This window comes from Streptomyces ipomoeae 91-03 (genome assembly GCF_000317595.1).
Taxonomy (GTDB): domain Bacteria; phylum Actinomycetota; class Actinomycetes; order Streptomycetales; family Streptomycetaceae; genus Streptomyces; species Streptomyces ipomoeae.
In genome coordinates, this window is sequence record NZ_AEJC01000627.1 from 35,748 (window position 1) to 58,116 (window position 22,369).

Genomic DNA, 22,369 nt, shown 5'->3' on the forward strand with positions numbered 1-22,369 from the left:
ACCGCCGGACACACTCCACGCACCCAGACGGCTCCGTGAAGACCAGGAAGACAAAGGAGAAACAGCGAACACGACACTGAGGGGCCTCGCGTTTTCCGGACAGTCTTCTGACCGTTTATTTCACGCGGCGATTCGCAACTTCTCATACTCGGCGTGGACTTCGCGCGGAGGGCGGTAACCCACCGCCGAGTGGAGGCGTTTGCGATTGTACCAGAATTCGATGTAGCGAGTGATGTCCTGCCGGGCGGCCTCGCGGGTCAGGTAAGTCACCCTTGATACGCGCTCGTTCTTCAGGGCACCGAAGAATGATTCGGCCATGGCGTTGTCGAAACAGATCCCGGTGCGGCCGGCAGATCTGCGGAGCCCGAACCGGTCCAGCGTCCTCCCGAACTCGGCTGACATGTAGTTACTTCCGCGATCCGAGTGAAATATCGCGTCGGCCGAGAGGTTCCTGTTCCGTGCCGCGTTACGGATCGCCCTGGATATCAGTGAGGTTTGGTAGTGGTCGTCCATGGCGTAACCGATGACTTCCTTCGTGCAGCAGTCGATGACCGTTGCGAGGTACAGCCAGCCTTCCCCGGTCGCGATATAGGTAATGTCACCGACGAGCTTCTCGCCGGGCGCATCCGCGGTGAAGTCGCGGCCGACGAGGTCCAGCACCTGGCCGGCCGCAGCCTGAGTGAGGTTGAACCTCTTCGGTCGTGGCAGGCAGGGCATCAGGCCCAGTTCGCGCATGAGGCGGCGGACCAGCTCCACGCCCGCGGCGACGTCCCAGCGGTGCAGCTGGGCCTGGATGCGCCTGTGCCCGTAGGTGCTGTCGGACATGTCGAAGGCTTTCTCGATGAGCAATTTCAGTTCTTCGCGCCGCTGGGCGGTCGCGGATTTTGGGCGGGATCGCCAGTCGTAGTAGCCGGATCTGGAGACGCCGAGTCGGCCGCACATGAACTCGACGCTGTATGCGTACTTCTCGGTGTCGAGCCGCATCTCGTCGATGAACTCGTACTTGCTTGCTACCGGGGATCCTTCGCGAAGTACGCTGCGGCTTTTTTCAGGAAGGTAACTTCCATCTCCAGCTCGCGGTTGCGTCGTTCGAGTTCCTTCAGGCGCGCTCGCTCGTTCACCGTCAGTTCCGCCTCGGGGGCCGGTTCCTGCTGCTTCTGGTACTTCTTCACCCAGCCGCGTAGCGTCTCCGAGTTCAGCTCAAGCTCCCGGGCGACTTCGGAGATCGTCTTGCTTGACCTCAACGCGATCTGGACGGCTTCCTCGCGGAACTCCGGCGAGTACTTACTGGGTGGCGCCACTTCTTCCTCGTTTCCTTGTTCAGGACAACCCTATTGGGTGCCTGTCCGGAAACTTCGTGGCCCCTCAGATCGACCAGCGGGTGAAGGGCTGGCCGAGCCTGGTGGGGCGGGTGGTGGCCGTCTGGATGACGAAGTCCTCGTCGTCAGTGCCGAGTTGGCGGGGGTCGGCCTCCCGGCCACTGAGGGTCCAGGCAGGCCAGGCCGATCTCGTTGAAACGGTGGATCACATCCCGCACAGTGTCCTCGTCGGCCTGGACCAGCTGGGGGCCCAGTAGTTCTCGCCGAAATAACAACGCTAGGAATGACCCGCGGGTCAGGGCGGTTCCATGGCGGCCATCTGCTCGTCGTGCTCGCGCAGCATCCGCATGACGGTGGCGGGTGAGGGGTGCTGGCCGCGTTTCTTGCCGGTGCGGATCACCAGCCGGGAGGCGATCTCCCGCAGGGACAGGTGCTCTTCGTCTCGCAGGCGTGCGGTGGTGGCGAGCATGTCGCCGTCGGAGACCGGCACCCCGCCGATGACCTTGCCCTTGGCGCGGGCTGTCTCCTGGCCCTCCAGGGTTTTGTCGCGGATGTAGTCACGCTCAGATTCGGCCATGGCGGCGAAGAAGGCGAACAGGGCGGCGCCGTGCCCGGCCGGGTCGTGCTTGCCTGCAAGGGGTCGGTCGCGAAGACCTCCGGTGCGGTGCAGCTTAGACACCTCAACCACACCGAAGGTCCGCGCCATGATCAAGACCAGGCAGCGTCAATGACGCTCGTGATCACTACGCCTAGATCCTTGGTTGAACTGCGAGGCAGTCCGTCAGCTGCAGGTGAGGTACTCGTACCCTGCCTGGCGCCAGTTGCCCGCGCCGTCGGGGAAGAGATACTTCCCTTCAGTGTTGCGCTGCACACTGAAGCTGTGTTCCTTCCCGTCGTACCTGAGGTACAGCATCTCACCATCCGCCGTACTGCCGCTGATCTTGACCAGGTTGTCATCGGCTCGACCCCAGGTGTCGTTACCGGCAATTCCGTCATTGCCAAGGCCCCACCTGGACTGCAAGCTCCTGGTCGTGTAGTGGGTTCGGTACCCGTAGGCCCCGTCGATGTGCCCCTTCTCGAAGAGCTTGTTGTCGTACCCTACGGCGGAGGCACCCTCTGCCCAGAGGATGCGCTGCCACAGGCAAGTCGCATTGGAGTTCGCAAAGGGAGACGTTCGGGAGAGGTCGCCCTCGTCACCCCAGTCCCCCTTGAACGTGTCGTACCCGCGCACCCATCCGTCCGATATCTTGGCCGAAGCAGGCGACGCCGACAAACCCATCATGGCCAGGACGGCGGCGCTGATGACCGCAGCCGCTCCCCGCAAGCGCTTTCTACGTGACATCCAGTGGTCTCCCTTGTGTCGGGTTAATGCGTGAAGGTTCACGGACTCGACGCTGTGACACCTTCCGCACAGATGGTTTCGATCGACTTCACGGTTCCAGCGCTGACGCAGTCGGCGCATTCTCCACCGCGCCACCAGCCAGAGCGGCTGGCGAGCCCCGCCGTAACCACCGCGGAACTGCCCGTCAGAGCGGCAATGCGGCCTGCGCTCGCCCCTGCAAGCGCAGCCCCAGTTTCTCGGACGTCCGCCGCCCGGCATACCTATAACCTTTCAGGGTGATGAGCCGCTGCGGCAGATCTCGAAGAGTCTCGTGATGTTGCCTTGCCCTCGGAGACGTCGAATCGATGGGCCAGGGCCACGACGCTCGGTTTCTCGTCGTGGTGCAGCTGCTCAAAGTCGTCGGCTGCGAGCAGATCGGTGAGCTCCAGACGAGGCGGCCGTTGGCTCGTTGCTACTGAGCCGCCCACGGCCACCACACCGATTCCCCGAGATCACTCCAGATCAGGGGCTACCGCGCGGCTTAGAGGTCCTAACAAAGGCGTTGGACGTGGCGGTGGGTGATCAGGCAGGTGGCGAGGCCGAGAAAGGCTTCGTGGATGTCGTCGCGCCGCTCCCATCGGATGCGCAGGCGACGAAAGCCGTGCAGCCACGCGATGGTGCGCTCGACCACCCAGCGGAAGACACCCAGGCCGGAGCCGTGTGGCTGGCCTCGTTCGGCGATCACCGGCGTGATACCGCGAGCCCGCACCAGGCGCCGGTACTTGTCGTGGTCGTAACCACGGTCCGCGAGGAGCGCGTCGGGTCGGCGCCTGGGCCGGCCGACCACGCCGGCCACGGCGGGGACCTTGTCGAGAAGCGGCACGAGCTGGGTGACGTCGTTGCGGTTTCCGCCGGTCAGCGACACCGCGAGCGGGATGCCCTGTCCGTCGGTGAGGACGTGGTGCTTGCTGCCCGGCCGTGCTCGGTCGACCGGGCTGGGCCCGCTTTTGGGCCGCGCCGGGCCGCCCGGACGCGGGAGGAGTCGATCACCGCCCGCGACCAGTCCAGCTTCTTCGCGGCCCGCAGCTTCTTCAGCAGCACCAGGTGCAGTTCGTCCCACACACCGGCCTCGTTCCAGGCCGCCAGGCGCCGCCAGCAGGTCATGCCGGAGCCGAAGCCCAGCCCTTGGGGCAGATACTCCCACTGGATACCGGTGTGCAGCACGAACAGGATCCCGCACAACGCCTGCCGGTCCGGCACCCGAGGCCGACCCTCCACCAGCTTCGGCCCCGGCTCGGGCAGCAACGGCTCGATGAGCGACCACAGTTCATCCGACACGATCCAAGGCCGCGACTGACGTTTCCCCACGACCAGACCAACGACCGTCCACGCCGAAAGTCACATGATCAACAACTTCTGTTAGGACCCCTTAGGAGGTCAGGCGGTCCCCACGCAGGCCGCGTCCAAGGGGATCACGGTGATCGTCACCGAGGCGACCAACGCGTCCGCCGCGCTCGCCCCGGAAAGCGGGACGGTCGTGCTGGACCTGCTGAACGTGCTGTGGGAGATACCCGCCGCAGGCGGCGACGCCGTGGCGCTCACCGGTCCGGAAGACGACGCGTCCCTGCCGGACTTCTCGCCGGACGGGCGCCGGATCGTCTGCCAGGCCTACACCGACGGCAACTTCCACCTCTGGCTGATGAACGCCGACGGGACCGGGCGCAGGCAGCTCACCTCCGGTCTCGTCGATCACCGCGAGCCGCGTTTCTCGCCGGACGGGACCCGTATCGCCTGCGCGGCCGAGACGGACGGTCGGTACGCGATCCATGTGATCGACGTCGAGAGCGGCGAGAAGACCGTCTGGACCACCGGCACCGCCCAGGAGGCCCAGCCCTTCTGGCGGCCCGACGGCACCGCGATCGTCTTCACAAGCGGGACGAACGACGCGCCCCGGGTCATCGAGCAGGTCACCTCGGAAGGCGCACGCACGACTCTGGCCGAGGTGACCACGGGCCGGGTCGCCGGACCCTCCTGCTCGCCCGACGGCGCCCGTCTCGCGTACGTCCACCTCACCAACACCGGCACCGCGCTCGTGGTCGATGGCAGGACCGTCTCCGACGAGAAGGACGTGTTCCCCTTCGCCGCCCGCTGGATCGGGCCGGACGAGCTCCTGTACACCGCCGACGGCGGGCTCCGCCGCCGTACCCTGCGCGAGGGCACCGCCAGGAACGTGCCGTTCCGCGTCCGCGTCACCGTGCCCGAGGTCCACGAACGGCCCGCCGCCACCCGGGACTTCGACGCTACCGGCAGCCGGCCCGTCAAGGGCGTCCTCGGCCCCGCCCTCTCGCCGGACGGCGGCAGCGTGGCCTTCGGCGCGCTCGGCGATCTGTGGGTCGTACGGCGCGGCAAGGCCCCGAAGGCGATCGTCTCCGACGGGTACCGCAACACCGACCCGGCCTGGCTTCCTAATGCTGTTGTCAAGCGGTCGTAGCCGCTGGGGGCGTCACTTCGTAGCACCGTCTGTCACGGATCAGGGCCCACAGGACGTTGACCCGTCGGCGGGCGAGGGCGAGCACAGCCTGACGTGTTTCTTTCCCTCGGCGCGTTTGCGGTCGTAGAACTTCCGCGAGTTCGGGTCGTAGCGGACGCTGACCAACGCGGAGGTGTAGAAGACGCGCTGGAGCCGTCGGTGATAAACGAGTGGCCGGTGGAGGTTGCCGCTGACCTTGCCCGAGTCGCGTGGCCGGGGAGCGACGCCGGCGAAGGCCGCCAAGGCGTCCGGGGAGTCGAACTCGTCGAGGCTGCCGCCGACGGCGGCGAGGAACTCGGCACCGAGGACGGTGCCGATGCCCGGGACGCTCAGGACGATTTCGGCGAGCTCGTGCTCGCGAAACCGGCCCTCGATGAGCTTGTCCAGCTCGGCAATCTGCTCGTTGAGGGCCATCACCTCCCCGGCCAGGGTGTGGACCAGCTTCGCGATGGTCTTCTCCCCGGGGACGGCGGTGTGCTGGCGTTCGGCGGCTTCGACAGCCGCCTCGGCCAGGGCTCTGGCATTGCGGATCTTGCGGTTGGCCAGCCACTTCGTCAGCCTGGTGGTTCCAGCCCGGCGGATCGCAGCCGGGGTCTGGTAACCCGTCAGCAGCTTGAGCGGTCCGGTGCTGGTGACGTCCAGGGCCCGTTCCAGGGCCGGGAACATGCTCAGCAGAGTGCCGCGCAGGCGGTTGACCACGCGGGTGCGGTCCTCGACCAGGTCGGCCCGGCGTCCGGTCAGCAGCTTGAGTTCGATGGCGGCTTCGTCGCCGGGGCGAATGGGCCGCAGGTCGCGGCGCATTCTGGCCTGGTCGGCGATGACATAGGCGTCGCGGGCGTCGGTCTTGCCCTCGCCGCGGTAGCCGTCGGCTGCCCGGTTCACCAGACGGCCGGGCATGTAGAGGACCTCCTGGCCGTGGTTGACCAGCAGGGCCAGCAGCAGCGCGGGTTCCCCGCCTGTCATGTCGACGGCCCAGGTGACCTAACGGCCGTCGGCCAGGTCCAGAACGTCACCGATCAGCTTCAGCAGCTCGGGCTCGTCATTGGCCACCCGCCGCAACAGCAGCGTCTTGCCCTCGGTATCCACCGCGAGGCCGTGGTGATGGCCCTTGCCGCTGTCGATCCCCGCCCATATCCGGCTCATCATGCTCCCGAGGTCCTCGTCCGTACTCTTCGCGCCACGGACGACCTCGCCGGCATTGCTCTACACAGCGACTTGTTCGCACTTCCTAATCGGCGGCCGAGCCGTCGTGGGGAACCGGACGGCCAAGCCGACAAAGCCACGAGACAGCAGCCGCCTGATAGCCACACCCAGCACCCCTGGGCGACCCAACCCTACGAATGGCTCGATCAACCCGATCAAGAAGGTAGAGCCACCTGATGAGCAACGCCCAGCAGTACTTCCAGACCGACGTCATCGTGCTGTGCCTCGCCGTGTACGCGGGGCTCGGGTTGCTGTGCGACTTCGCGGTACGGCTGTTGTCGCGGCGGCTGCTGGCCTGGCGGGCCTCGTTCGAGGGGGAGGGGGCGTGACGGAGATGACCGCGCAAGTGAAGGTCCGCGGACTGACCCGCGCCTTCGACGACAAGACCGTCATCGACGGGCTGGATCTCACCCTTCACCAGGGCGAATTCGTTGCCCTTCTCGGGCACAGCGGCTGCGGCAAGTCGACGCTGCTGAAGATCCTGGCCGGGCTGGACAGTGAGACCGAGGGCGAGGTGACCGTGCCGGAGCGCCGCTCGGTGGCCTTCCAGTCGCCACGGCTGATGCCCTGGCTGCGCGTGTGGCGCAACGTCGTGCTCGGGCTGCCGGGCTCCCCCGACCGAGCGCTCGCCGAGCGGTATCTGGCCGAGGTGGGCATCGAGGAGTACGCGGGCCGGTGGCCCAAGACGCTCTCCGGCGGCCAGGCCCAGCGCGTCTCGCTGGCCCGCGCCCTGGTGCGCGAGCCCGAACTACTGCTGCTCGACGAGCCGTTCGGCGCCCTCGACGCCCTCACCCGTGGCAAGGCGCAGCGCCTGGTCGCAGACCTGTGGCGGCGGCACGGCTGCTCGGTCCTGCTGGTCACGCACGACGTGGAGGAAGCGCTGCTGCTGGCCGACCGGGTCCTGGTGATGGACGGCGGGCGGATCGCCTACGGGGCCGACGTCGGCCTGGAGCGTCCGCGCGACCTCGGCTCCCCCGACTTCGTGCGGCTGCGCGGCGAACTGCTGCACCGGCTCGGTGTCGAGGACGCCTCGGCACATCTCCAAGAGGCCACGTCATGAACGACAGCCCTCACAGAAACCCCAGGCACGACATCCACCACAGAAACCGCTCGCACGACAGGAACCTCATGACACGCACGACCGGCCGCGCGGTGCGCGCCCTCGGCGCCGTGCTCTCCCTCACCGCCCTGCTCGCCACCACCGCCTGCGGCGGCGACAGCGAGGCCGCCTCCGACGGGAGCCCGTCGCGTGTGACGCTCACCATCGGTGACCAGGCCAAGAACCTGCAGACCCTGCTCAACGCCTCCGGCGCCCTCAAGGGGACGTCGTACAACGTGAAGTGGGCCGAGTTCGAGGGTGCGGCACCACTGTTCCAGGCCGTGCAGGCGGGCGCCGCGGACACCTCGTACGCCGCCGATCTGCCCACGCTCCAGGCCCTCTCCGGCGGTGTGCCGATCAAGGCGGTGGGCGCGCTGCACAACGACGGTACGCACACCGGGATCGTGGTCCGCGAGGACTCCTCGGTGAAGAGCGTCAAGGACCTCAAGGGCAAGAAGGTCGTGGTCTCCTCGGCCAAGGGCTCCATCGCCGAGTACCTGCTCGCCCACGTGCTCCAGCAGGCGGGGCTGAGCTACGACGACGTCAAGGTGCAGTATCTGCTGCCGACCGACGCGCAGGCCGCGTTCACCTCCGGGAAGATCGAGGCCTGGGCCACCTTCGGGGTCTACAAGGCGGTCGCCGAGCAGCAGGGCGGCCGGCTCCTCGTGAGCGGCGCCGACGGGCGCGTGAGCGGCTACGGCTTCATCGGCGCCTCCGAGAAAGCGCTGGCGGACAAGGGCAAGAAGGCGGCCATCGCCGACTACCTGCGCCGCCTGGACAAGGCCCTGGCCTGGTCGCAGGAACACCCGGACGACTACGCCAAGGCCATCCAGCAGAACAACGGCGCCTCCGCCGAGGTCGCGAAGACGCTGGTGAGCCAGGCCAACAGCGAGCTGCTGCCGGTGAGTTCGCAGGTTGTCCGGGCCGTGCAGATGTCGGCGACACCATGCACGCATCGGCGTCCTCACCCGAACCCGACCGTCGCCGACACGTCGACACAGCCTCGTCAAGAGTGAGCCCGCCATGCCGGTCGAGTTCATCAGCGCCGTCCACCCAACCCGCCACGAGGGCGACCCACGCGGGCAACGGCATCGACGTCGACTACGCCGCCGTTACGCCCGCGCCCTGGACGACGGCGGCTTCGACTACACCCTCGTCACCTACCATTCCGCCTCGCCCGACGCGCTCCAGCTGGCGCAGTTCGTCACGAACCACACCGAGCGCATCAAGCCCGTCCTCGCCCACCGCCCCGGCGTGATCTTCCCGACCCACGCGGCCCGCGCCCTGGCCACCCTGGACCGGATCAGCAAGGGGCGCCTGGTGGTGCACATCATCTCCGGTGGCAGCGACGAGGAGCAGCGCCGAGAGGGCGACTACCTGAGCAAGAGCGAGCGGTACGCGCGATCCGACGAATACATACGGATCCTGCGTGACGTATGGGCGGCCGACGGGCCGGTCTCGCACGAGGGCCCGTACTACCGCTTCGAGGGCTTCCGCTCCGACGTCACCCCCTACAACGGCACGATCCCGATCTCGGTGGGCGGCTCCTCGGAGGACGCCTACCGGGTGGGCGGTCGGCAGGGTGACATCTTCGGGCTGTGGGGCGAGCCGTTGAAGGAGACCGCCGAGCAGATCGCCGCGGTCAACGCGTACGCGGATGCCGCCGGCCGGCCCCGCCCCCGCATCTGGGTCTCCTTCCGCCCGATCATCGCCCCTACGGACGAGCTGGCCTGGGAGAAGGCCCACCGCGTCCTCGGCTCCATCAAGACCCACCACGAGCAGCGCGCCCAGCAGCGCCACTACCCGGCGCTCGGCCAGGGCACGCCGGCCAACGTCGGCTCCCAGCGACTGCTGGCCGTCGCCGAGCGCGGCGAGGTGCACGACCGCTGCCTGTGGACCGCGCCCGCCGCGGCCACCAACGCCGCCGGTGCCTCCACCGCGCTGGTCGGCTCCCCGGAGACGGTCGCCAAGGCGCTGCTCGACTACGTCGACATCGGCTGCGAGCTGCTGTCCATCCGGGGGTACGACCCGCTCAACGACGCCATCGACTACGCCCGTCACGTCCTGCCGCTGGTCCGCCAGGAATTGGCGCACCGCGCCGCCTCGGGAGCGGCCGCGTGAGGCGGGCCGGGGGTGCGCTCGCCCTGGCCGGGCTGCTCATCGGCGTCCTCAGCGCCTGCGGCGGCCCCGCGGGCGCGAAGGACGGCGGCGACACCGTCACACTGCGCGTGGGCGCGACGGGCTGGAAGCGTGAGGAGGCCCTGCTGAAGTTCGCCCACCTCGACGACACGCCCTACCAGGTGCGATGGAGCCTCTTCCAAGGCGGCGACAAGCAGCTGGAGGCGGTACGGGCCGGGGCGCTGGACGTGGCGAGCTCCAGTGAGATCCCGCCGGTGTTCGCCGCCGCCGACGGCAGGCCCAACTTCAAGGTCGTCGCCGTGCAGCGCGGCAACACGCTCAATCAGGAGGTCGTCGCCCCCAAGGACTCGGAGATCACCTCCATCGCGCAGCTCAAGGGCAAAAAGGTCGGCTACGTCAAGAACACCACGGCCCATTACTTCCTCTACGAGCTGCTCAAGCAGGCTGGACTCGGGTGGAACGACATCACCGCCGCCCCGCTGGAGCCGGACAAGGCGCTGGCCGCGCTGAACGGCGGTTCGATCGACGCCTTCGCCGGATACGGCAACGCGATCATCGCCGCCCATCAGCAGGGCGCCCACACCATCGGCGACGGCGCGGACATCCTGTCCGGCAACTTCCTGTGGTCCGCCTCCGACGACACGCTCGGCAGCGCGGCCGAACGCGAGGCGCTGGCCGATCTGCTCGCCCGGATCGACCAGGCGTACGCGTACGTCCGCGACGGGCACCAGGAGGAGTACGCGAAGGTGATCGCCGCCGCCACGCACCAGCCGGTGGAAGAGGCGCTGGAGGAGTATGCGGAGGGCGAGGCCCAGCGGAGGACCGAGGTGTGGGTCGTGACCGCCAAGGCCACCGCGTCCGAGCAGGAGGTCGCCGATGCCTTCGAGGAACTCGGAGCGCTCAAGCAGCCGTTGAAGGTCTCCACGTTCTGGACCGACCGCCTCACCTCTCCCTTGCGGAAGGCCCTGTCCTCATGACCACCGCACTCCGCTTCCGGGCTCCGGACCTGGCCGCCCTCACCTCGGTCACCGACCGGCTCGCCGCCACCGCCGCCGAGTACGACCGTACGAGCGCCTTCCCCGCGGAGGGGATCTCCGCCGCACACGAGGCCGGCCTGCTGACCGCCACCGTCGCCGAGCGCTACGGCGGCCCGGGCTCGGAGTCGCCGCTACGGCCCGCATCCTGCACGCACTGGGCGAGGGCGATCCCTCGGTGGCGCTGATCGCGGCGATGAGCCTGACCGTCCACCACCGCCAGGCCGTACGGCCGCACTGGCCCGAGGAGTTGTACGGGCAAGTCCTGGCCTCGGCGGCCGAGCGGCCGGTGCTGCTCAACCACGTGCGGGTGGAGCCCGAGCTGGGTTCCCCCGCGCGCGGCGGGCTGCCCAGGACGGTGGCCCGGCGCACGGCAACCGGCTGGTCCCTCACCGGCCGCAAGCGGTTCGCCACCGGCGTCGAAGGGCTCGACTGGCTGCTGGTATGGGCCACCACGGACGAACCTACGCCGAGGGTCGGCACGTTCGCCATACCTGGCACTGCCACGGGCATCGAGATCACCCACCGCTGGGACCATCTGGGGCTGCGGGCCAGCGGCAGCCACGACATCGCCCTGCACGAGGTCGAGATCCCCACCGACAGCGTGGTCGACATCGCCGCACACGGTCCGGGCGCCGAGCAGGACAACCGCGCGGGCGCCGCCCTCCATCTCCCTCTCGCGGCCCTGTACTTGGGGGTGGCCCGCGCGGCCCAGCGGTACTTCCACCGGTTCGCGCACGAACGGATCCCCGCCAACCTCGGCCACCCGGTCGCCCGTACGGAACGCTTCCGCCGGGCCGCCGGTGAGATCGCCCTGCGGCTGGACTCCGCCGAGCAGCTGGTGTTCGGCGGCGCCGAGCGGGTGGACGCGGCCGACGACACGTACACCCCCGAACTGGCCCTGGGCGCCCGGATCCTGGCCGACCGGCACGCCGTGGAGGCAGTAGGGCTTGCGATACGGCTGCTGGGCAATCCGGGGCTGAGCCGTGACAACCCGCTGGAGCGCCACTTCCGCGACGTCCAGTGCGCCCCAGTGCACGCCCCTCAGGAGGACGTGGCCCTGCTCGCCGTCGGCAGCCGTGCACTGGAGGGCACCCGATGACCGTCACTCAACTCGGCACCGCCGAGGCCCTGTTGACCGCCCTGAGGCGCGATCTGCCGGGGGACGCGCTCATCACCGGCGCCGAGGCCACCGCCCCGTACGCCGCCGACCGCTCCGGCAGCCGACCGGACGGCGAGCCCCTGGCCGTCGTGCGCGCGGCGAACGCCGAGCACGTGCGGACGACGCTGCGGCACGCGCACGCGCTGCGGGTGCCGGTGGTGCCGCGCGGGGCCGGGACCGGACTGTCCGGCGGCGCGAGCGCCGGCACGGGCACGGTCGTGCTGGACCTGTCCCGGATGAACCGGATCCTCGACCTGGACCCGAACGACCAGATCGCCGTCGTCGAACCGGGCGTCATCACCGCGGAACTGGACCGCGCGGCAGGTGAGTTCGGGCTGCGCTACGCGCCCGACCCGGCCAGCGCGGCGATCTCCACGATCGGCGGCAACATCGCCACCAACGCGGGCGGGCTGCGCTGCGCCAAGTACGGGGTGACCCGGGACGCCGTGCTGGGGCTCGACGTGGTCCTCGCGGACGGCACGCCGATCCGGACCGGCCGACGTACGGTCAAGGGAGTCACCGGCTACGACCTGACCGCCCTGTTCACCGGTTCGGAGGGCACCCTGGGCGTGATCACCGCCGCGACCGTGCGGCTGCGCCCTGTGCCGGAGTCGACGGCCACCGTGGCCGCGTACTTCGACTCCTTCGCCGAGGGCGCCGAGGCCGTGTCGGCGCTGACCGCCGCCCGGCTGGAGCCTTCCATGGCGGAGCTGGTGGACGGGCCGGTGCTCGGTGCCGTGGACGACGCGCAGGGCACGGACCTGCGGGCCCGTGGTGGAGCGTTGCTGCTTCTGCAGTGCGACGGACGCTCGGCGGCGACCGAGGCCGAACTCGCGGTACGGCTGCTGCGCGGGCGCGCGACATCGGTGGAGACCACCGCGGACCCGGCGGAGGCGGACCGGCTGCTCACGGCCCGCAGGCTCGCCCTGCCCGCCCTGGAGCGGCTGGGCCGGGTGCTGATCGAGGACATCGCCGTGCCCAGGACCCGCCTGGCCGACGCCGTCCACGAGATCAACGCGGCTGCCGAGCGCCACGGCGTACGGATCTTCACCTTCGCGCACGCCGCGGACGGCAACCTCCATCCCATCCTCGTCCTCGACCCGGACACCCCCGGCATCCCGGGCGCGGCCTGGCGGGCGGCGGGCGACATCTTCACCGCCGCACTGCGCCTGGGCGGCACCCTCACCGGGGAGCACGGCGTGGGCACCCTCAAGCGGCGGTGGCTCGCGGACGAACTCGGCCCGGAACAGCACGCGTTGCAGCAGCGCATCAAGGCGGCCTTCGATCCGCACCACATCCTCAATCCGGGCAAAGCCCTGTGAAGGAGCCCCTCATGGCGACCGTTCTCTCCGTCTCCGGAAGCCCCTCCCCCACCTCCCGCACCGCCCGTCTCCTGCGCGACCTCGACGCCCGGCTCACCGCGCAGGGACACGAGGTGATCCCGCTCGACGTCCGCACGCTCCCGCCCGAGGCGCTGCTGCACGCCGACTTCAGCCACCCGGCGATCGTGGAGGCCACCGCTCTGTTCGAGCGGGCGGACGGGGTCGTGATCGGCACCCCCGTCTACAAGGCCGCCTACTCCGGGCTGCTGAAGTCGCTGCTCGATCTGCTGCCGCAGTACGCGCTGAACGGCAAGACGGTGCTCCCGCTGGCCACCGGCGGCACCACCGCCCACGTCCTGGCCATCGACTACGCCCTGCGCCCCGTCCTCGCCTCCATGGGCCCCGCGCACATCACCCCCGGCTGGTTCGTCCTGGACAAGCACATCGAGGTACGGCAGGACGGCGGCATCCTCGTCGAACCGGGCACGCGGGAGGCACTGGACCAGGTCACCAACCAGTTCTCCGCCGCCCTCAGCCAACGTCGGCCGCTGAGGGCGGCGGCGTGAGCGTTGGCCGTGCAGGCCGTACGAGTCCATCTCCCCGCACAGGAATCAGCAAGCGGCAGTCGCCTTGCCTTTGACCCGCACGTCAGGGATTAGCGTCGGTGCGCCGACCACGGCTGGCCGTCGCACGCCACGGCCCCCACCTCCCGGTCAGGAGTCCCCGCATGCCTGCTGTCCTGCCCTCTGCCACGCGCGAGATCCGGCTCGCCGCCACCCCGAAAGGGCTGCCCGGCCCTGAACACTTCGCCGTCGTCGCACAGCCACTCACCGCTCCCGGCCCCGGACAGGTCGTCGTGCGCAATCACTGCTTCCTTGTCTCCCCAGGGTTGCGGACCCTCATCGGAGGCGAGGTCGAGGGCGTGCCGCTGCCGCCGATCCACGCCGGTGACGTCCTGTTCGGTCCCGCCGTCGGCGAGGTTGTCACCGCGGGCCCGGGAAGCCGGCTCCGGCCGGGAGACGCCGTCACGCACCTGCTCGGCTGGCGCGAGTACGCGCTGCTCCCGGCAGACCAGTGCAGCCCGATCGGTGATGTGCTGCCCACCCCGGTGGCCCATCTGGCCTCGGGAGCAGCCGCCTACGGCGCGCTCACCCGGCTCGCCGGACTCCGCCCCGGCGACACGGTCTTCGTCACCGGGGCGGCCGGCGCGGTGGGCACTCTGGCGGGTCCGGTCGCCCGGCTGCTGGGCGCCGGGAGGGTCATCGGCAGCACACGTTCCCCGGGCAAGGCCGACCGGCTGCTCAGCGACCTGGGCTACGACGCGGTGGCCGTGCCCGGGTCCCCGTCCGGCACGCTCATCGAGCAGCTGCGCCGAGCGGCTCCCGGGGGCATCGACGTCGTCGTGGACACCGTGGGCGGTGAGCAGCTGACCGCTGCCCTCGCGGCAGCGCGCCGCGGTGCTTGCTTCGCGCTGGTCGGCGCGCTGTCCGGCCAGCTGTCCCCCGCCAGGGGCGGTGGCAGCGCGCCGGTCGACATCGACACGTACCGCGTCATCACCCAGGGGATCACGCTGCGCGGCTACAGCGGCACCGACCACCCCGAAGTGGCGGACGAGTGGGCCACACGGTTCGGCGACTGGCTGCGCTCCGGTGAGATCTCCTTTCCGCATGTGCGGATCCCGGGCATCGAACGGGCCCCTCAAGCGTTGCAGGAACTGTTCGAGGGGCGACACTTCGGCACCGTCGTCGTGGAGCTGCCGCACCAGTGACAGATCGCCGCCGCGCCGCACGGGCCGGCACGGGACACGAAACGAGGGGAGGTCCGCATGCGGATCGGAGACGCGGCGGCGGCAGCCGGAACCACCCCACGGGCTCTGCGGTTCTACGAGGAGCGCGGCCTGCTGCCCCCGCCGCCGCGCACGGCCACCGGCCAACGCCGGTACGGGCCGGACGAGGTGGCACACGTCCGCGCCATCCGTGAACTCCTGGCCCTCGGCCTCACCGTCCAGGACCTGTGCGGCATCGCCGACCGGATCCAGCTCCTGGTCGACGATCCGCAACGGCGCTGTGCCCGCACCGACGCGACCTCCCCGGCCTCCGGCGTGGTCGAACGCCGGCTGGCGGCGATCGACGCCGAGATCGATCGCCTGAGACGACTGCGCGACCGCCTGGCGCAGCGGACAAGACAGACGTAGGGCCCCTGCCGCTCCGGGCGGGGCGTCTGCCCGGCGTCCCGCTCCCCGTGCCGACGGGCCCTGGCAGATCTCCCCTCCCCCATGCCGAAATCCCAGGTCAGCGATACATCCGGCGATGCGTCAGGTGGCGCAACACTTCCGCAACACCACTATCCCTACCGGATAGGTATGGTTCCGGCCATGCCGCCCACCGACCGCATACGAGACCACGCCGGCCAGGGCGCGCCCACCGTCGCCGCCCAGCGCACGCGGCGTCGGCTGCGCGCGGACCGGGCACGCCAGCTCGCCGACCTGCTGCGCCACCAGCTCCTCACCGGGGGCTTCCCGGCCGGCGTCCTCCCGCACGAGTCCACCCTCGCCACCGACTACCGGGCGTCCCGCAACACCGTCCGGCAGGCCCTCGACCTCCTGCGCTCCGAGGGCCTGGTGGACCGTCTCCCCGGCGTCGGCACGGTGGTCGTCGCCCAGAAGTATCCCCACGGGCTCGACCAGCTCATGGGCCTCGCGGAAACCCTGCGCGAACACGGCCGCGTCACCAACGAGGTCCGCACCATGGGCCCCGCACCCGCACCCGCCCCCGTCGCCGAACGCCTCCATGTCCCACCCGGCGCCGACGTCCTCTACATCGAACGCCTGCGCCGCCTGAACGGCCTCCCCCTCTCCCTCGACCTCACCTACATCCCCCTCGACATCGGCACCGCACTGCTCGGCGCCGATCTGGAGAACACCGACGTCTTCCGCCTCCTGGAAGCCACAACCGGCCAGCGGCTCGGTCACGCCGAGATCACCTTGGAGGCGGTGAACGCGGACGCCCACTCCGCCACCGTCCTCGAAGCCCCGCGCGGCGCGGCCGTCCTGATGCTGGAACGGCTCACCCATCTCGAGGACGGCCGCCCGGTCGACCTGGAGTTCATCCGCTTCCGCGGCGACCGCATCACGATGAGCGGCCTGCTGCACCGCTCCCTGTAGACACCACCTGCTCCCTTCAGCACGACCTTCCTGGAGACAGCCATGCCCTTGGTGCCCCAGCGGGCCGACGTGCCCGTGACCATCGACGAGTCGAAGTGCATCGACGGCTGCACGCTCTGCGTGGACATGTGCCCGCTGGACTCCCTCGCCATCGACGAGAGCAGCGGCAAGGCGTACATGCACGTCGACGAGTGCTGGTACTGCGGCCCGTGCGCGGCCCGCTGTCCCACCGGAGCCGTCACGGTCAACATGCCCTATCTGCTCCGCTGAGAGGCCCGAACTCCCATGAAACGCACGGCAGTCGCACTCGCCGCATCCGCTCTGCTGCTCCCCCTGTCCGCCTGCGGCGGCAGCGCTGAGGCGGGCAGCGGCTCCACGGTCACCGTCACCGTCGGATACCAGTCCAAGACCATCAACACGGTCCCGGCCGGCACCCTCCTGCGCTCCCTCGGCTACTTCGAGAAACAGCTGAACGCCCTCCACGACGGGAAGACGTACAGGGTCGACTGGCAGGACTACGCCACCGGCGCCCCCATCACCGCGCAGATGACCGCCGGGAAGATCGACATCGGCTCGATGGGCGACTTCCCGCTGCTCATCAATGCTGCCCGCGGAAAGCAGCTGGGCAAGCCCACCCACCTGGTCTCGGTCACCGGCTACAACCTCAAGGGCGGCCTGAACACGGTCGTCGTCCCACCGGAATCCAAGCTCAGCTCTCTGAAGGACCTGAAGGGCAAGAAGGTCTCCACGAGCGTCGGATCCGCCGCCGACGGCACCCTCGTACGGGCCCTGCAGCGAGCCGGCATCGACCCGGACAAGGGCATCGAGAAACTGAACCAGCAGCCCGCGGTGGGTGCCTCGGCCCTCTCGGCGGGCAGCGCGGACGCGCTGTCGCAGTTCGTCGCCTGGCCGGGCTTGCTCGCCTACCAGGGCAAGGCGAAGGCCCTGTACGACGGCGCCCAGCTGAACCTGCCCACGTTCCACGGCGTCACCGCCCGCGAGGACTTCGCCCAGCAGCGTCCGGCTGTGCTGGAGGCGTTCCTGAAGGCCCAGGCACAGGCGACCGATTACCTCAACGCCCATCCGGTTCAGGCCGCAGAGAAGGTCGCGAAGGCCACCGGCCTGCCGGCCGAGGTCGTCTACCTCTACAACGGCGCCCACGGCATCTCCACCTTCGACCCGGCCGTCAAGCCTCAGCTCGTCTCCGCGCTCAAGCAGGACGTGGCGGTCCTCAAGGCGGCCAAGCTGACCGGCGACATCGACGTGGACTCCTTCGTCGACGACCAGTACGTCAAGAAAACCCTCGGCGCCGGCTACGCCAAGCGGCTCGCCGCCACGCCGCCCGCCGCCGCGAGCGAGGTCTGGCCCAAGGGCGCTATGAAGACCAGGAGCTTCACCTCCCCCGCCCAGCTCCTCGCCTACGTCGACCGGCACAAGGACGGCATCCGCGCGGCCTACGTCCCCGACGCCACCACCGGCACCCTCTGGTTCGCCGACAAGGCCGTCTGGGTTGCGGACGGCAAGCAGCTGCTGCCCTTCGTCACCACGGAAACCGCGCAGGCCTACGTGGCTGGTCACAGCGGCGCCCGGGTGATCACGTACGCGGACGCCCTGGGACGGGCCTCGTGATCCGGTACCCCCGGCGGACGGGCCGGCTCGCGCTGCGGGTCGGCTCGCTGGCCGCCGCCCTCGGCCTCTGGCAGCTGCTGACCACGTTCGACGTGAACGTGTGGGTGCGCTTCTCGCAGTTCCCGACGGTGACCGACGTGGGCCGGGCCTTCGCCGACCGGCTCGCCGGCCCCGACTACTGGACCGACCTCGCCGACAGCCTCACCCGGATCGTGACCGGCTTCCTGCTCGCCGCCGTCCTGGGCGTGGCCACCGGCGTGCTCGTGGCACGCTCGCGGCTCGCCGAGGACCTGCTCGGCCCGGTCCTCGAAGTCGTGCGGCCCGTCCCGGCGATCGCCATGGTCCCCGTCGCGATCCTCCTGTTCCCCTCCAACGAACAGGGCATCATCTTCATCACCTTCACGGCCGCCTTCTTCCCGGTGCTGGTCTCCACCCGGCACGCGGTCAGCGCCCTGACTCCCGTGTGGGAGGAGGCAGTTCTCACCATGGGCGGCGGCCGGTGGCGGATCCTCGGCTCGGTCGTCCTGCCGGGCGCGCTGCCCGGCATCTTCGGCGGCCTGTCCGTCGGTATCGGCGTGTCCTGGATCTGTGTGATCTCCGCCGAGATGATCTCCGGCCAGTACGGCGTCGGCTACCGCACCTGGCAGGACTACACGATCGTCAACTACCCGGGCGTCTTCGTCGGCATGGTCACCATCGGCCTGCTCGGCTGGCTCACCTCCACCGCCGTAGAGCTGGTCGGCCGCCGCCTGACCCACTGGCTGCCGCGCACGTCGTACGTCCCCGGCGCCCGGCCCCGGCCGGCACGGACCCCGGCGTCCACCGTCGCACCCACCAAGGCCGAGGAGGCACGCGATGAGCACCTCGTCTGACACCAGGCCGCCCAAGGCGAGGACCGCGCCGGCGGCCCCGCGCGGCACCCGCCTCACCCTGCGCGGCGCCACGCTCGGCCGGCCGGACGCCCCGGCCGTGGCCGACGTCGACCTGGACGTCGGCCACGGCGAGATCCTCACCGTCGTCGGCCCCTCCGGCTGCGGCAAGTCGACCCTGCTGCGCACCTTCGCCGGGCTGCTGCCCACGCTGGACGGGGCGGTGGAACAGGACGGACGACCGGTGACCGGCCCAGGAGCGGACCGGGCGCTGGTCTTCCAGGAGGACGCCCTGCTGCCCTGGCGCACCCTGCGCGCCAACGTCGAACTGCCCCTCGCCGTCCAAGGCGTACCGCGCGCGCAGCGCCGGGAACAGGCCGAGGCCTGGCTCGCCCGGGTCGGACTCGCCGACCAGGCACGGCAGTTGCCGCACCGCGTCTCCGGCGGGCAGCGCCAGCGCGCTCAGCTGGCCCGCGCCCTGGCAGGCCGGCCGCGCGCCGTCCTCATGGACGAACCGTTCGGCGCGCTCGACGCCCAGACCCGTGCCGGCATGCAGGACCTGCTGGTGGAGGTCCTGCACGGCACGGGCGCGACCGTCGTCTTCGTCACCCACGACGTGGACGAGGCCCTGTTCCTCGGCGACCGCGTGGCCCTCCTCGGCTCCGGCCGGCTGCTCGCCGTACGCGACGTGCCGCGCCCGCGCGAGCGCGCCGCCCATGACGACCCGGTGCGCGTGGCCCTGCGTCGCGACATTCTCACCTCGCTCGGTACCTGAAAGGCCCCTGGTGACCACCCCCGTGAACACCCCTCTGGAGATCCCCGCCCTCAGCGACGCCGAGGAACTCACCTGCGACGTCCTCGTCATCGGCGGCGGCACCGCCGGCACCATGGCCGCCCTGACCGCCGCCGAGCACGGCGCGGACGTCCTGCTGCTGGAAAAGGCCCACGTCCGCCACTCCGGCGCACTCGCCATGGGCATGGACGGCGTCAACAACGCCGTCATCCCCGGCCGCGCCGAGCCCGACGACTACGTCGCCGAGATCACCCGCGCCAATGACGGCATCGTCGACCAGTCCACCGTCCGCCAGACCGCCACCCGCGGCTTCGCCATGGTGCAGCGCCTGGAGTCCTACGGCGTGAAGTTCGAGAAGGACGAGCACGGCGAGTACGCCGTCCGCCAGGTCCACCGCTCCGGCTCCTACGTGCTGCCGATGCCGGAGGGCAAGGACGTCAAGAAGGTCCTGTACCGGCAGTTGCGGCGGCGCGAGATGCGGGAACGGATACGGATCGAGAACCGGGTGATGCCGGTGCGCGTGCTGACCGCCGAGGGGCGTGCCGTGGGCGCGGTCGGCTTCCACACCCGTACAGGCGCCTTCGTGACCGTCCGCGCGGGCGCGGTGATCCTCGCGACCGGCGCCTGCGGGCGCCTCGGCCTGCCCGCCTCCGGCTATCTGTACGGCACGTACGAGAACCCGACCAACGCGGGCGACGGCTACGCGATGGCATACCACGCGGGCGCCGAGCTCACCGGCATCGAGTGCTTTCAGATCAACCCGCTGATCAAGGACTACAATGGCCCGGCCTGCGCGTACGTCGCCAACCCCTTCGGCGGCTACCAGGTCAACCGGCACGGCGAACGCTTCGTCGACTCCGACTACTGGTCGGGGCAGATGATGGCCGAGTTCGCGGCGGAGGTGGCGAGCGACCGGGGTCCGGTGTACCTGAAGCTGAGCCATCTCCCGGAGGAGTCGGTCTCGGCGCTGGAGTCGATCCTGCACTCGACGGAGCGCCCGACCCGCGGCACCTTCCACGCGGGCCGTGGCCACGACTACCGCACCCATGACGTGGAGATGCACATCTCGGAGATCGGGCTGTGCGGTGGCCATTCGGCGTCGGGGGTACGGGTCGACGACCACGCCCGTACGACCGTTCCCCGGCTGTACGCCGCCGGGGACCTGGCCTGCGTCCCGCACAACTACATGATCGGCGCGTTCGTCTTCGGGGACCTCGCGGGCGCGGACGCGGCCCAGTACAAGCGCTACGAAGGAGAGTTGCCCCTGGACCAGCTCCGCGAGGCGCACGAACTGATCTACCGCCCCCTGCGCAACCCCGACGGCCCCCCGCAGCCCCAGATCGAGTACAAGCTGCGCCGCTTCGTGAACGACTACGTGGCCCCGCCGAAGTCCGGCGCCCGTCTCTCCCTGGCCCTGGAGGCCTTCGAACGGATGCGGGACGACATCGCCGAGATGGGCGCCCGCACCGCGCACGAGCTGATGCGCTGCGCCGAGGTCTCCTTCATCCGCGACTGCGCGGAGATGGCCGCGCGCGCCTCGCTGGCCCGCACGGAGTCCCGCTGGGGCCTCTACCACGACCGCATCGACCACCCCCAGCGTGACGACGCGTCCTGGTTCCACCACCTCGATCTGCGCAAGTCCCCCTCGGGCGCGATGGAGTTCACGGCCCGCCCCGTGGCCCCCTTCCTGGTCCCGGTCGACGGTTTCACCCCCGCCGGCGGCCCCTCCCGTCACCTCGGCGAGGTCCACCCGGAACAAGTGGCGACCGCGGGGGCCCGGGAAGCGGCGCCGGTGGCGTTGCGGCAGGAACCCACCGCGACCGACACATCCGCCTACGCCGGCGCCGACGCGGACACGCCGGCCACGCCTCGCCTGCTCGACCTCCTCGCCCTCACGGAGGACGAGCCCGAACTGTCCGCTCTCACCCCCTACTTGACCGACCCAGAGCCCACCGTGCGTCGTACGGCCGTCACGGTCCTGACGGAGACCGTCCCGACCGGAACCGGACCGGCACTGGCCGCCGCGCTCACCGACACCGACGCCGGCGTCCGTGCCGCCGCAGCCGCCTCCCTGCGTGAACTTGTCGAGACGCTGGCCCCGGAACCGGCTCTGCGCGACGGCCTCGCCGCCGCCCTGTCCGAGGCAGACCCCGTTGTCCGTGCCACCGCCCTGGATGTCCTGCGCGCCCTGCGCCTGGGTGATGCAGAGCTGTTCGCGGACTCGTTGTCGGACTCCGACAGCGCCGTCCGCATCGCGGCCGTGCGAGCGCTCGTGTCGGTCGACGCCGCCGGAGAGCTGGCGCGCGCGGCGGCCGTCGAGCCGTCACGCGAGGTCCGCGTCACCATCGCCAAGGTCCTGGCCACTGCGGGCCCGGACTCGGCCATGGCCCACTCGGCCCTCGCAGAACTCGTGGACGATCCCGACGCCCTGGTCCGTGGCGCCGCCTACGAGGCGCTGGGCACGGCGGGCTGCCCGGCCGCCCTGGCCGCCCGCGCCGAGGCGGCCCTGGCCGACCCGGCCTGGCAGGTGCGCGCCGGCGCCGCCACGGCCCTGTCCGCCACGGATCCCGACTTCGCCGTCCCCGCACTCGCCAAGGCCGTCGCCGACGCCAACGCCGACGTCCGCAAGGCCGCCGTCCTGGCCCTGACCCGCCACCGTGCCACCGAGGACGCCCGAGCGGCCCTGGCCACCGCGACGACGGACTCGGACGCGGACGTCAGGGCCTATGCGGCGCGGGCGTTGTGACCGCGTCCCACCGTGCCGTGGGTCCTACCGTGACGCCGGT

Annotated in this window: 21 protein-coding genes and 3 pseudogenes; 18 read left to right on the forward strand and 6 right to left on the reverse strand. The window is 70.4% G+C overall.

The features are described 5' to 3' along the window. Positions 1-120: 120 nt before the first annotated feature. The 5 genes and pseudogenes from STRIP9103_RS40880 to STRIP9103_RS47860 form a co-directional block, all read right to left on the reverse strand. A protein-coding gene (locus tag STRIP9103_RS40880) for an IS3 family transposase (protein ID WP_086019210.1) occupies positions 121-1,301 on the reverse strand; the annotation gives its coding sequence in 2 pieces (ribosomal slippage) (positions 121-1,037 and positions 1,037-1,301; 1,182 coding nt in all). A 67-nt stretch (positions 1,302-1,368) separates the two neighbouring features. Next, a pseudogene (locus STRIP9103_RS52525) lies at positions 1,369-1,618 on the reverse strand (helix-turn-helix domain-containing protein); the annotation flags it as partial. Further along, the gene (locus tag STRIP9103_RS40895; RefSeq protein WP_234022422.1) at positions 1,615-2,007 is read right to left on the reverse strand and encodes a recombinase family protein; all 393 of its coding nucleotides are present in this window, start codon (positions 2,005-2,007) and stop codon (positions 1,615-1,617) included. The gene STRIP9103_RS40895 and the pseudogene STRIP9103_RS52525, both read right to left, overlap by 4 nt. A 93-nt stretch (positions 2,008-2,100) precedes the next feature. After that, on the reverse strand, positions 2,101-2,661 hold the full coding sequence (locus tag STRIP9103_RS40900) for a peptidoglycan-binding domain-containing protein (RefSeq protein ID WP_009338596.1): 561 nt from the start codon (positions 2,659-2,661) through the stop codon (positions 2,101-2,103). Between the two features lie 529 nt (positions 2,662-3,190). After that, a protein-coding gene (locus STRIP9103_RS47860) for an IS5 family transposase (protein ID WP_408995604.1) occupies positions 3,191-3,981 on the reverse strand; the annotation gives its coding sequence in 2 pieces (ribosomal slippage) (positions 3,191-3,651 and positions 3,651-3,981; 792 coding nt in all). Between the two features lie 136 nt (positions 3,982-4,117). On the opposite strand from STRIP9103_RS47860, the gene STRIP9103_RS40915 reads away from it, so the two are divergent. After that, a complete protein-coding gene (locus tag STRIP9103_RS40915; RefSeq protein ID WP_009338565.1) occupies positions 4,118-5,131 on the forward strand; it encodes a TolB-like translocation protein in 1,014 nt (337 codons plus the stop codon). On the opposite strand, the pseudogene STRIP9103_RS40920 reads toward STRIP9103_RS40915, so the two are convergent. Then, positions 5,118-6,313 (reverse strand): annotated as a pseudogene (locus STRIP9103_RS40920) (IS110 family RNA-guided transposase). The gene STRIP9103_RS40915 and the pseudogene STRIP9103_RS40920 overlap by 14 nt on opposite strands. A 230-nt stretch (positions 6,314-6,543) precedes the next feature. On the opposite strand from STRIP9103_RS40920, the pseudogene STRIP9103_RS47865 reads away from it, so the two are divergent. From STRIP9103_RS47865 to STRIP9103_RS40995, 17 genes and pseudogenes are all read left to right on the forward strand, one after another. Continuing rightward, a pseudogene (locus tag STRIP9103_RS47865) lies at positions 6,544-6,702 on the forward strand (ABC transporter permease); the annotation flags it as partial. A gap of 5 nt (positions 6,703-6,707) precedes the next feature. Beyond that, entirely contained in the window at positions 6,708-7,433 is a 726-nt protein-coding gene (locus STRIP9103_RS40925; protein WP_048821935.1) for an ABC transporter ATP-binding protein, read from the forward strand. 68 nt (positions 7,434-7,501) lie between these two features. Further along, entirely contained in the window at positions 7,502-8,488 is a 987-nt protein-coding gene (locus tag STRIP9103_RS40930) for an ABC transporter substrate-binding protein (protein ID WP_009338545.1), read from the forward strand. A gap of 7 nt (positions 8,489-8,495) precedes the next feature. Beyond that, complete coding sequence (locus STRIP9103_RS40935) at positions 8,496-9,593, forward strand: LLM class flavin-dependent oxidoreductase (protein ID WP_009338543.1); 1,098 nt, start codon at positions 8,496-8,498, stop codon at positions 9,591-9,593. After that, a complete protein-coding gene (locus STRIP9103_RS40940; protein ID WP_009338515.1) occupies positions 9,590-10,588 on the forward strand; it encodes an ABC transporter substrate-binding protein in 999 nt (332 codons plus the stop codon). The genes STRIP9103_RS40935 and STRIP9103_RS40940 overlap by 4 nt, the downstream gene beginning before the upstream one ends. Beyond that, a complete protein-coding gene (locus tag STRIP9103_RS52530) occupies positions 10,585-10,833 on the forward strand; it encodes an acyl-CoA dehydrogenase family protein (RefSeq protein ID WP_009338616.1) in 249 nt (82 codons plus the stop codon). Before STRIP9103_RS40940 ends, STRIP9103_RS52530 begins: the two co-directional genes overlap by 4 nt. After that, positions 10,824-11,747, forward strand: a complete 924-nt coding sequence (locus STRIP9103_RS40945) for an acyl-CoA dehydrogenase family protein (RefSeq protein ID WP_009338580.1) — start codon at positions 10,824-10,826, stop codon at positions 11,745-11,747. Before STRIP9103_RS52530 ends, STRIP9103_RS40945 begins: the two co-directional genes overlap by 10 nt. After that, entirely contained in the window at positions 11,744-13,129 is a 1,386-nt protein-coding gene (locus STRIP9103_RS40950; RefSeq protein ID WP_009338538.1) for an FAD-binding oxidoreductase, read from the forward strand. The genes STRIP9103_RS40945 and STRIP9103_RS40950 overlap by 4 nt, the downstream gene beginning before the upstream one ends. 11 nt (positions 13,130-13,140) lie before the next feature. Next, entirely contained in the window at positions 13,141-13,695 is a 555-nt protein-coding gene (ssuE, locus tag STRIP9103_RS40955) for an NADPH-dependent FMN reductase (RefSeq protein ID WP_009338590.1), read from the forward strand. A gap of 161 nt (positions 13,696-13,856) precedes the next feature. Continuing rightward, positions 13,857-14,897 (forward strand): MDR family NADP-dependent oxidoreductase, encoded by a 1,041-nt coding sequence (locus STRIP9103_RS40960; RefSeq protein ID WP_009338599.1) that lies wholly within the window; start codon positions 13,857-13,859, stop codon positions 14,895-14,897. A 57-nt stretch (positions 14,898-14,954) separates the two neighbouring features. Continuing rightward, positions 14,955-15,323 (forward strand): MerR family transcriptional regulator, encoded by a 369-nt coding sequence (locus STRIP9103_RS40965; protein WP_009338575.1) that lies wholly within the window; start codon positions 14,955-14,957, stop codon positions 15,321-15,323. A gap of 180 nt (positions 15,324-15,503) precedes the next feature. Continuing rightward, positions 15,504-16,292 carry a GntR family transcriptional regulator gene (locus STRIP9103_RS40970; RefSeq protein ID WP_048821938.1) on the forward strand — a complete coding sequence of 263 codons (789 nt, stop codon included), beginning with the start codon at positions 15,504-15,506 and terminating at the stop codon, positions 16,290-16,292. Between the two features lie 42 nt (positions 16,293-16,334). Continuing rightward, positions 16,335-16,562: a 4Fe-4S dicluster domain-containing protein gene (locus STRIP9103_RS40975; RefSeq protein ID WP_009338563.1), complete on the forward strand. Its 228-nt coding sequence runs from the start codon at positions 16,335-16,337 to the stop codon at positions 16,560-16,562. Between the two features lie 15 nt (positions 16,563-16,577). Further along, the gene (locus tag STRIP9103_RS40980) at positions 16,578-17,921 is read left to right on the forward strand and encodes an ABC transporter substrate-binding protein (RefSeq protein ID WP_009338572.1); all 1,344 of its coding nucleotides are present in this window, start codon (positions 16,578-16,580) and stop codon (positions 17,919-17,921) included. After that, positions 17,918-18,793: an ABC transporter permease gene (locus STRIP9103_RS40985; protein WP_009338534.1), complete on the forward strand. Its 876-nt coding sequence runs from the start codon at positions 17,918-17,920 to the stop codon at positions 18,791-18,793. The genes STRIP9103_RS40980 and STRIP9103_RS40985 overlap by 4 nt, the downstream gene beginning before the upstream one ends. Next, positions 18,777-19,565, forward strand: a complete 789-nt coding sequence (locus STRIP9103_RS40990) for an ABC transporter ATP-binding protein (RefSeq protein WP_009338527.1) — start codon at positions 18,777-18,779, stop codon at positions 19,563-19,565. Before STRIP9103_RS40985 ends, STRIP9103_RS40990 begins: the two co-directional genes overlap by 17 nt. Before the next feature lie 10 nt (positions 19,566-19,575). Continuing rightward, positions 19,576-22,329, forward strand: a complete 2,754-nt coding sequence (locus STRIP9103_RS40995) for a fumarate reductase/succinate dehydrogenase flavoprotein subunit (protein WP_009338582.1) — start codon at positions 19,576-19,578, stop codon at positions 22,327-22,329. Positions 22,330-22,369 lie beyond the last annotated feature (40 nt).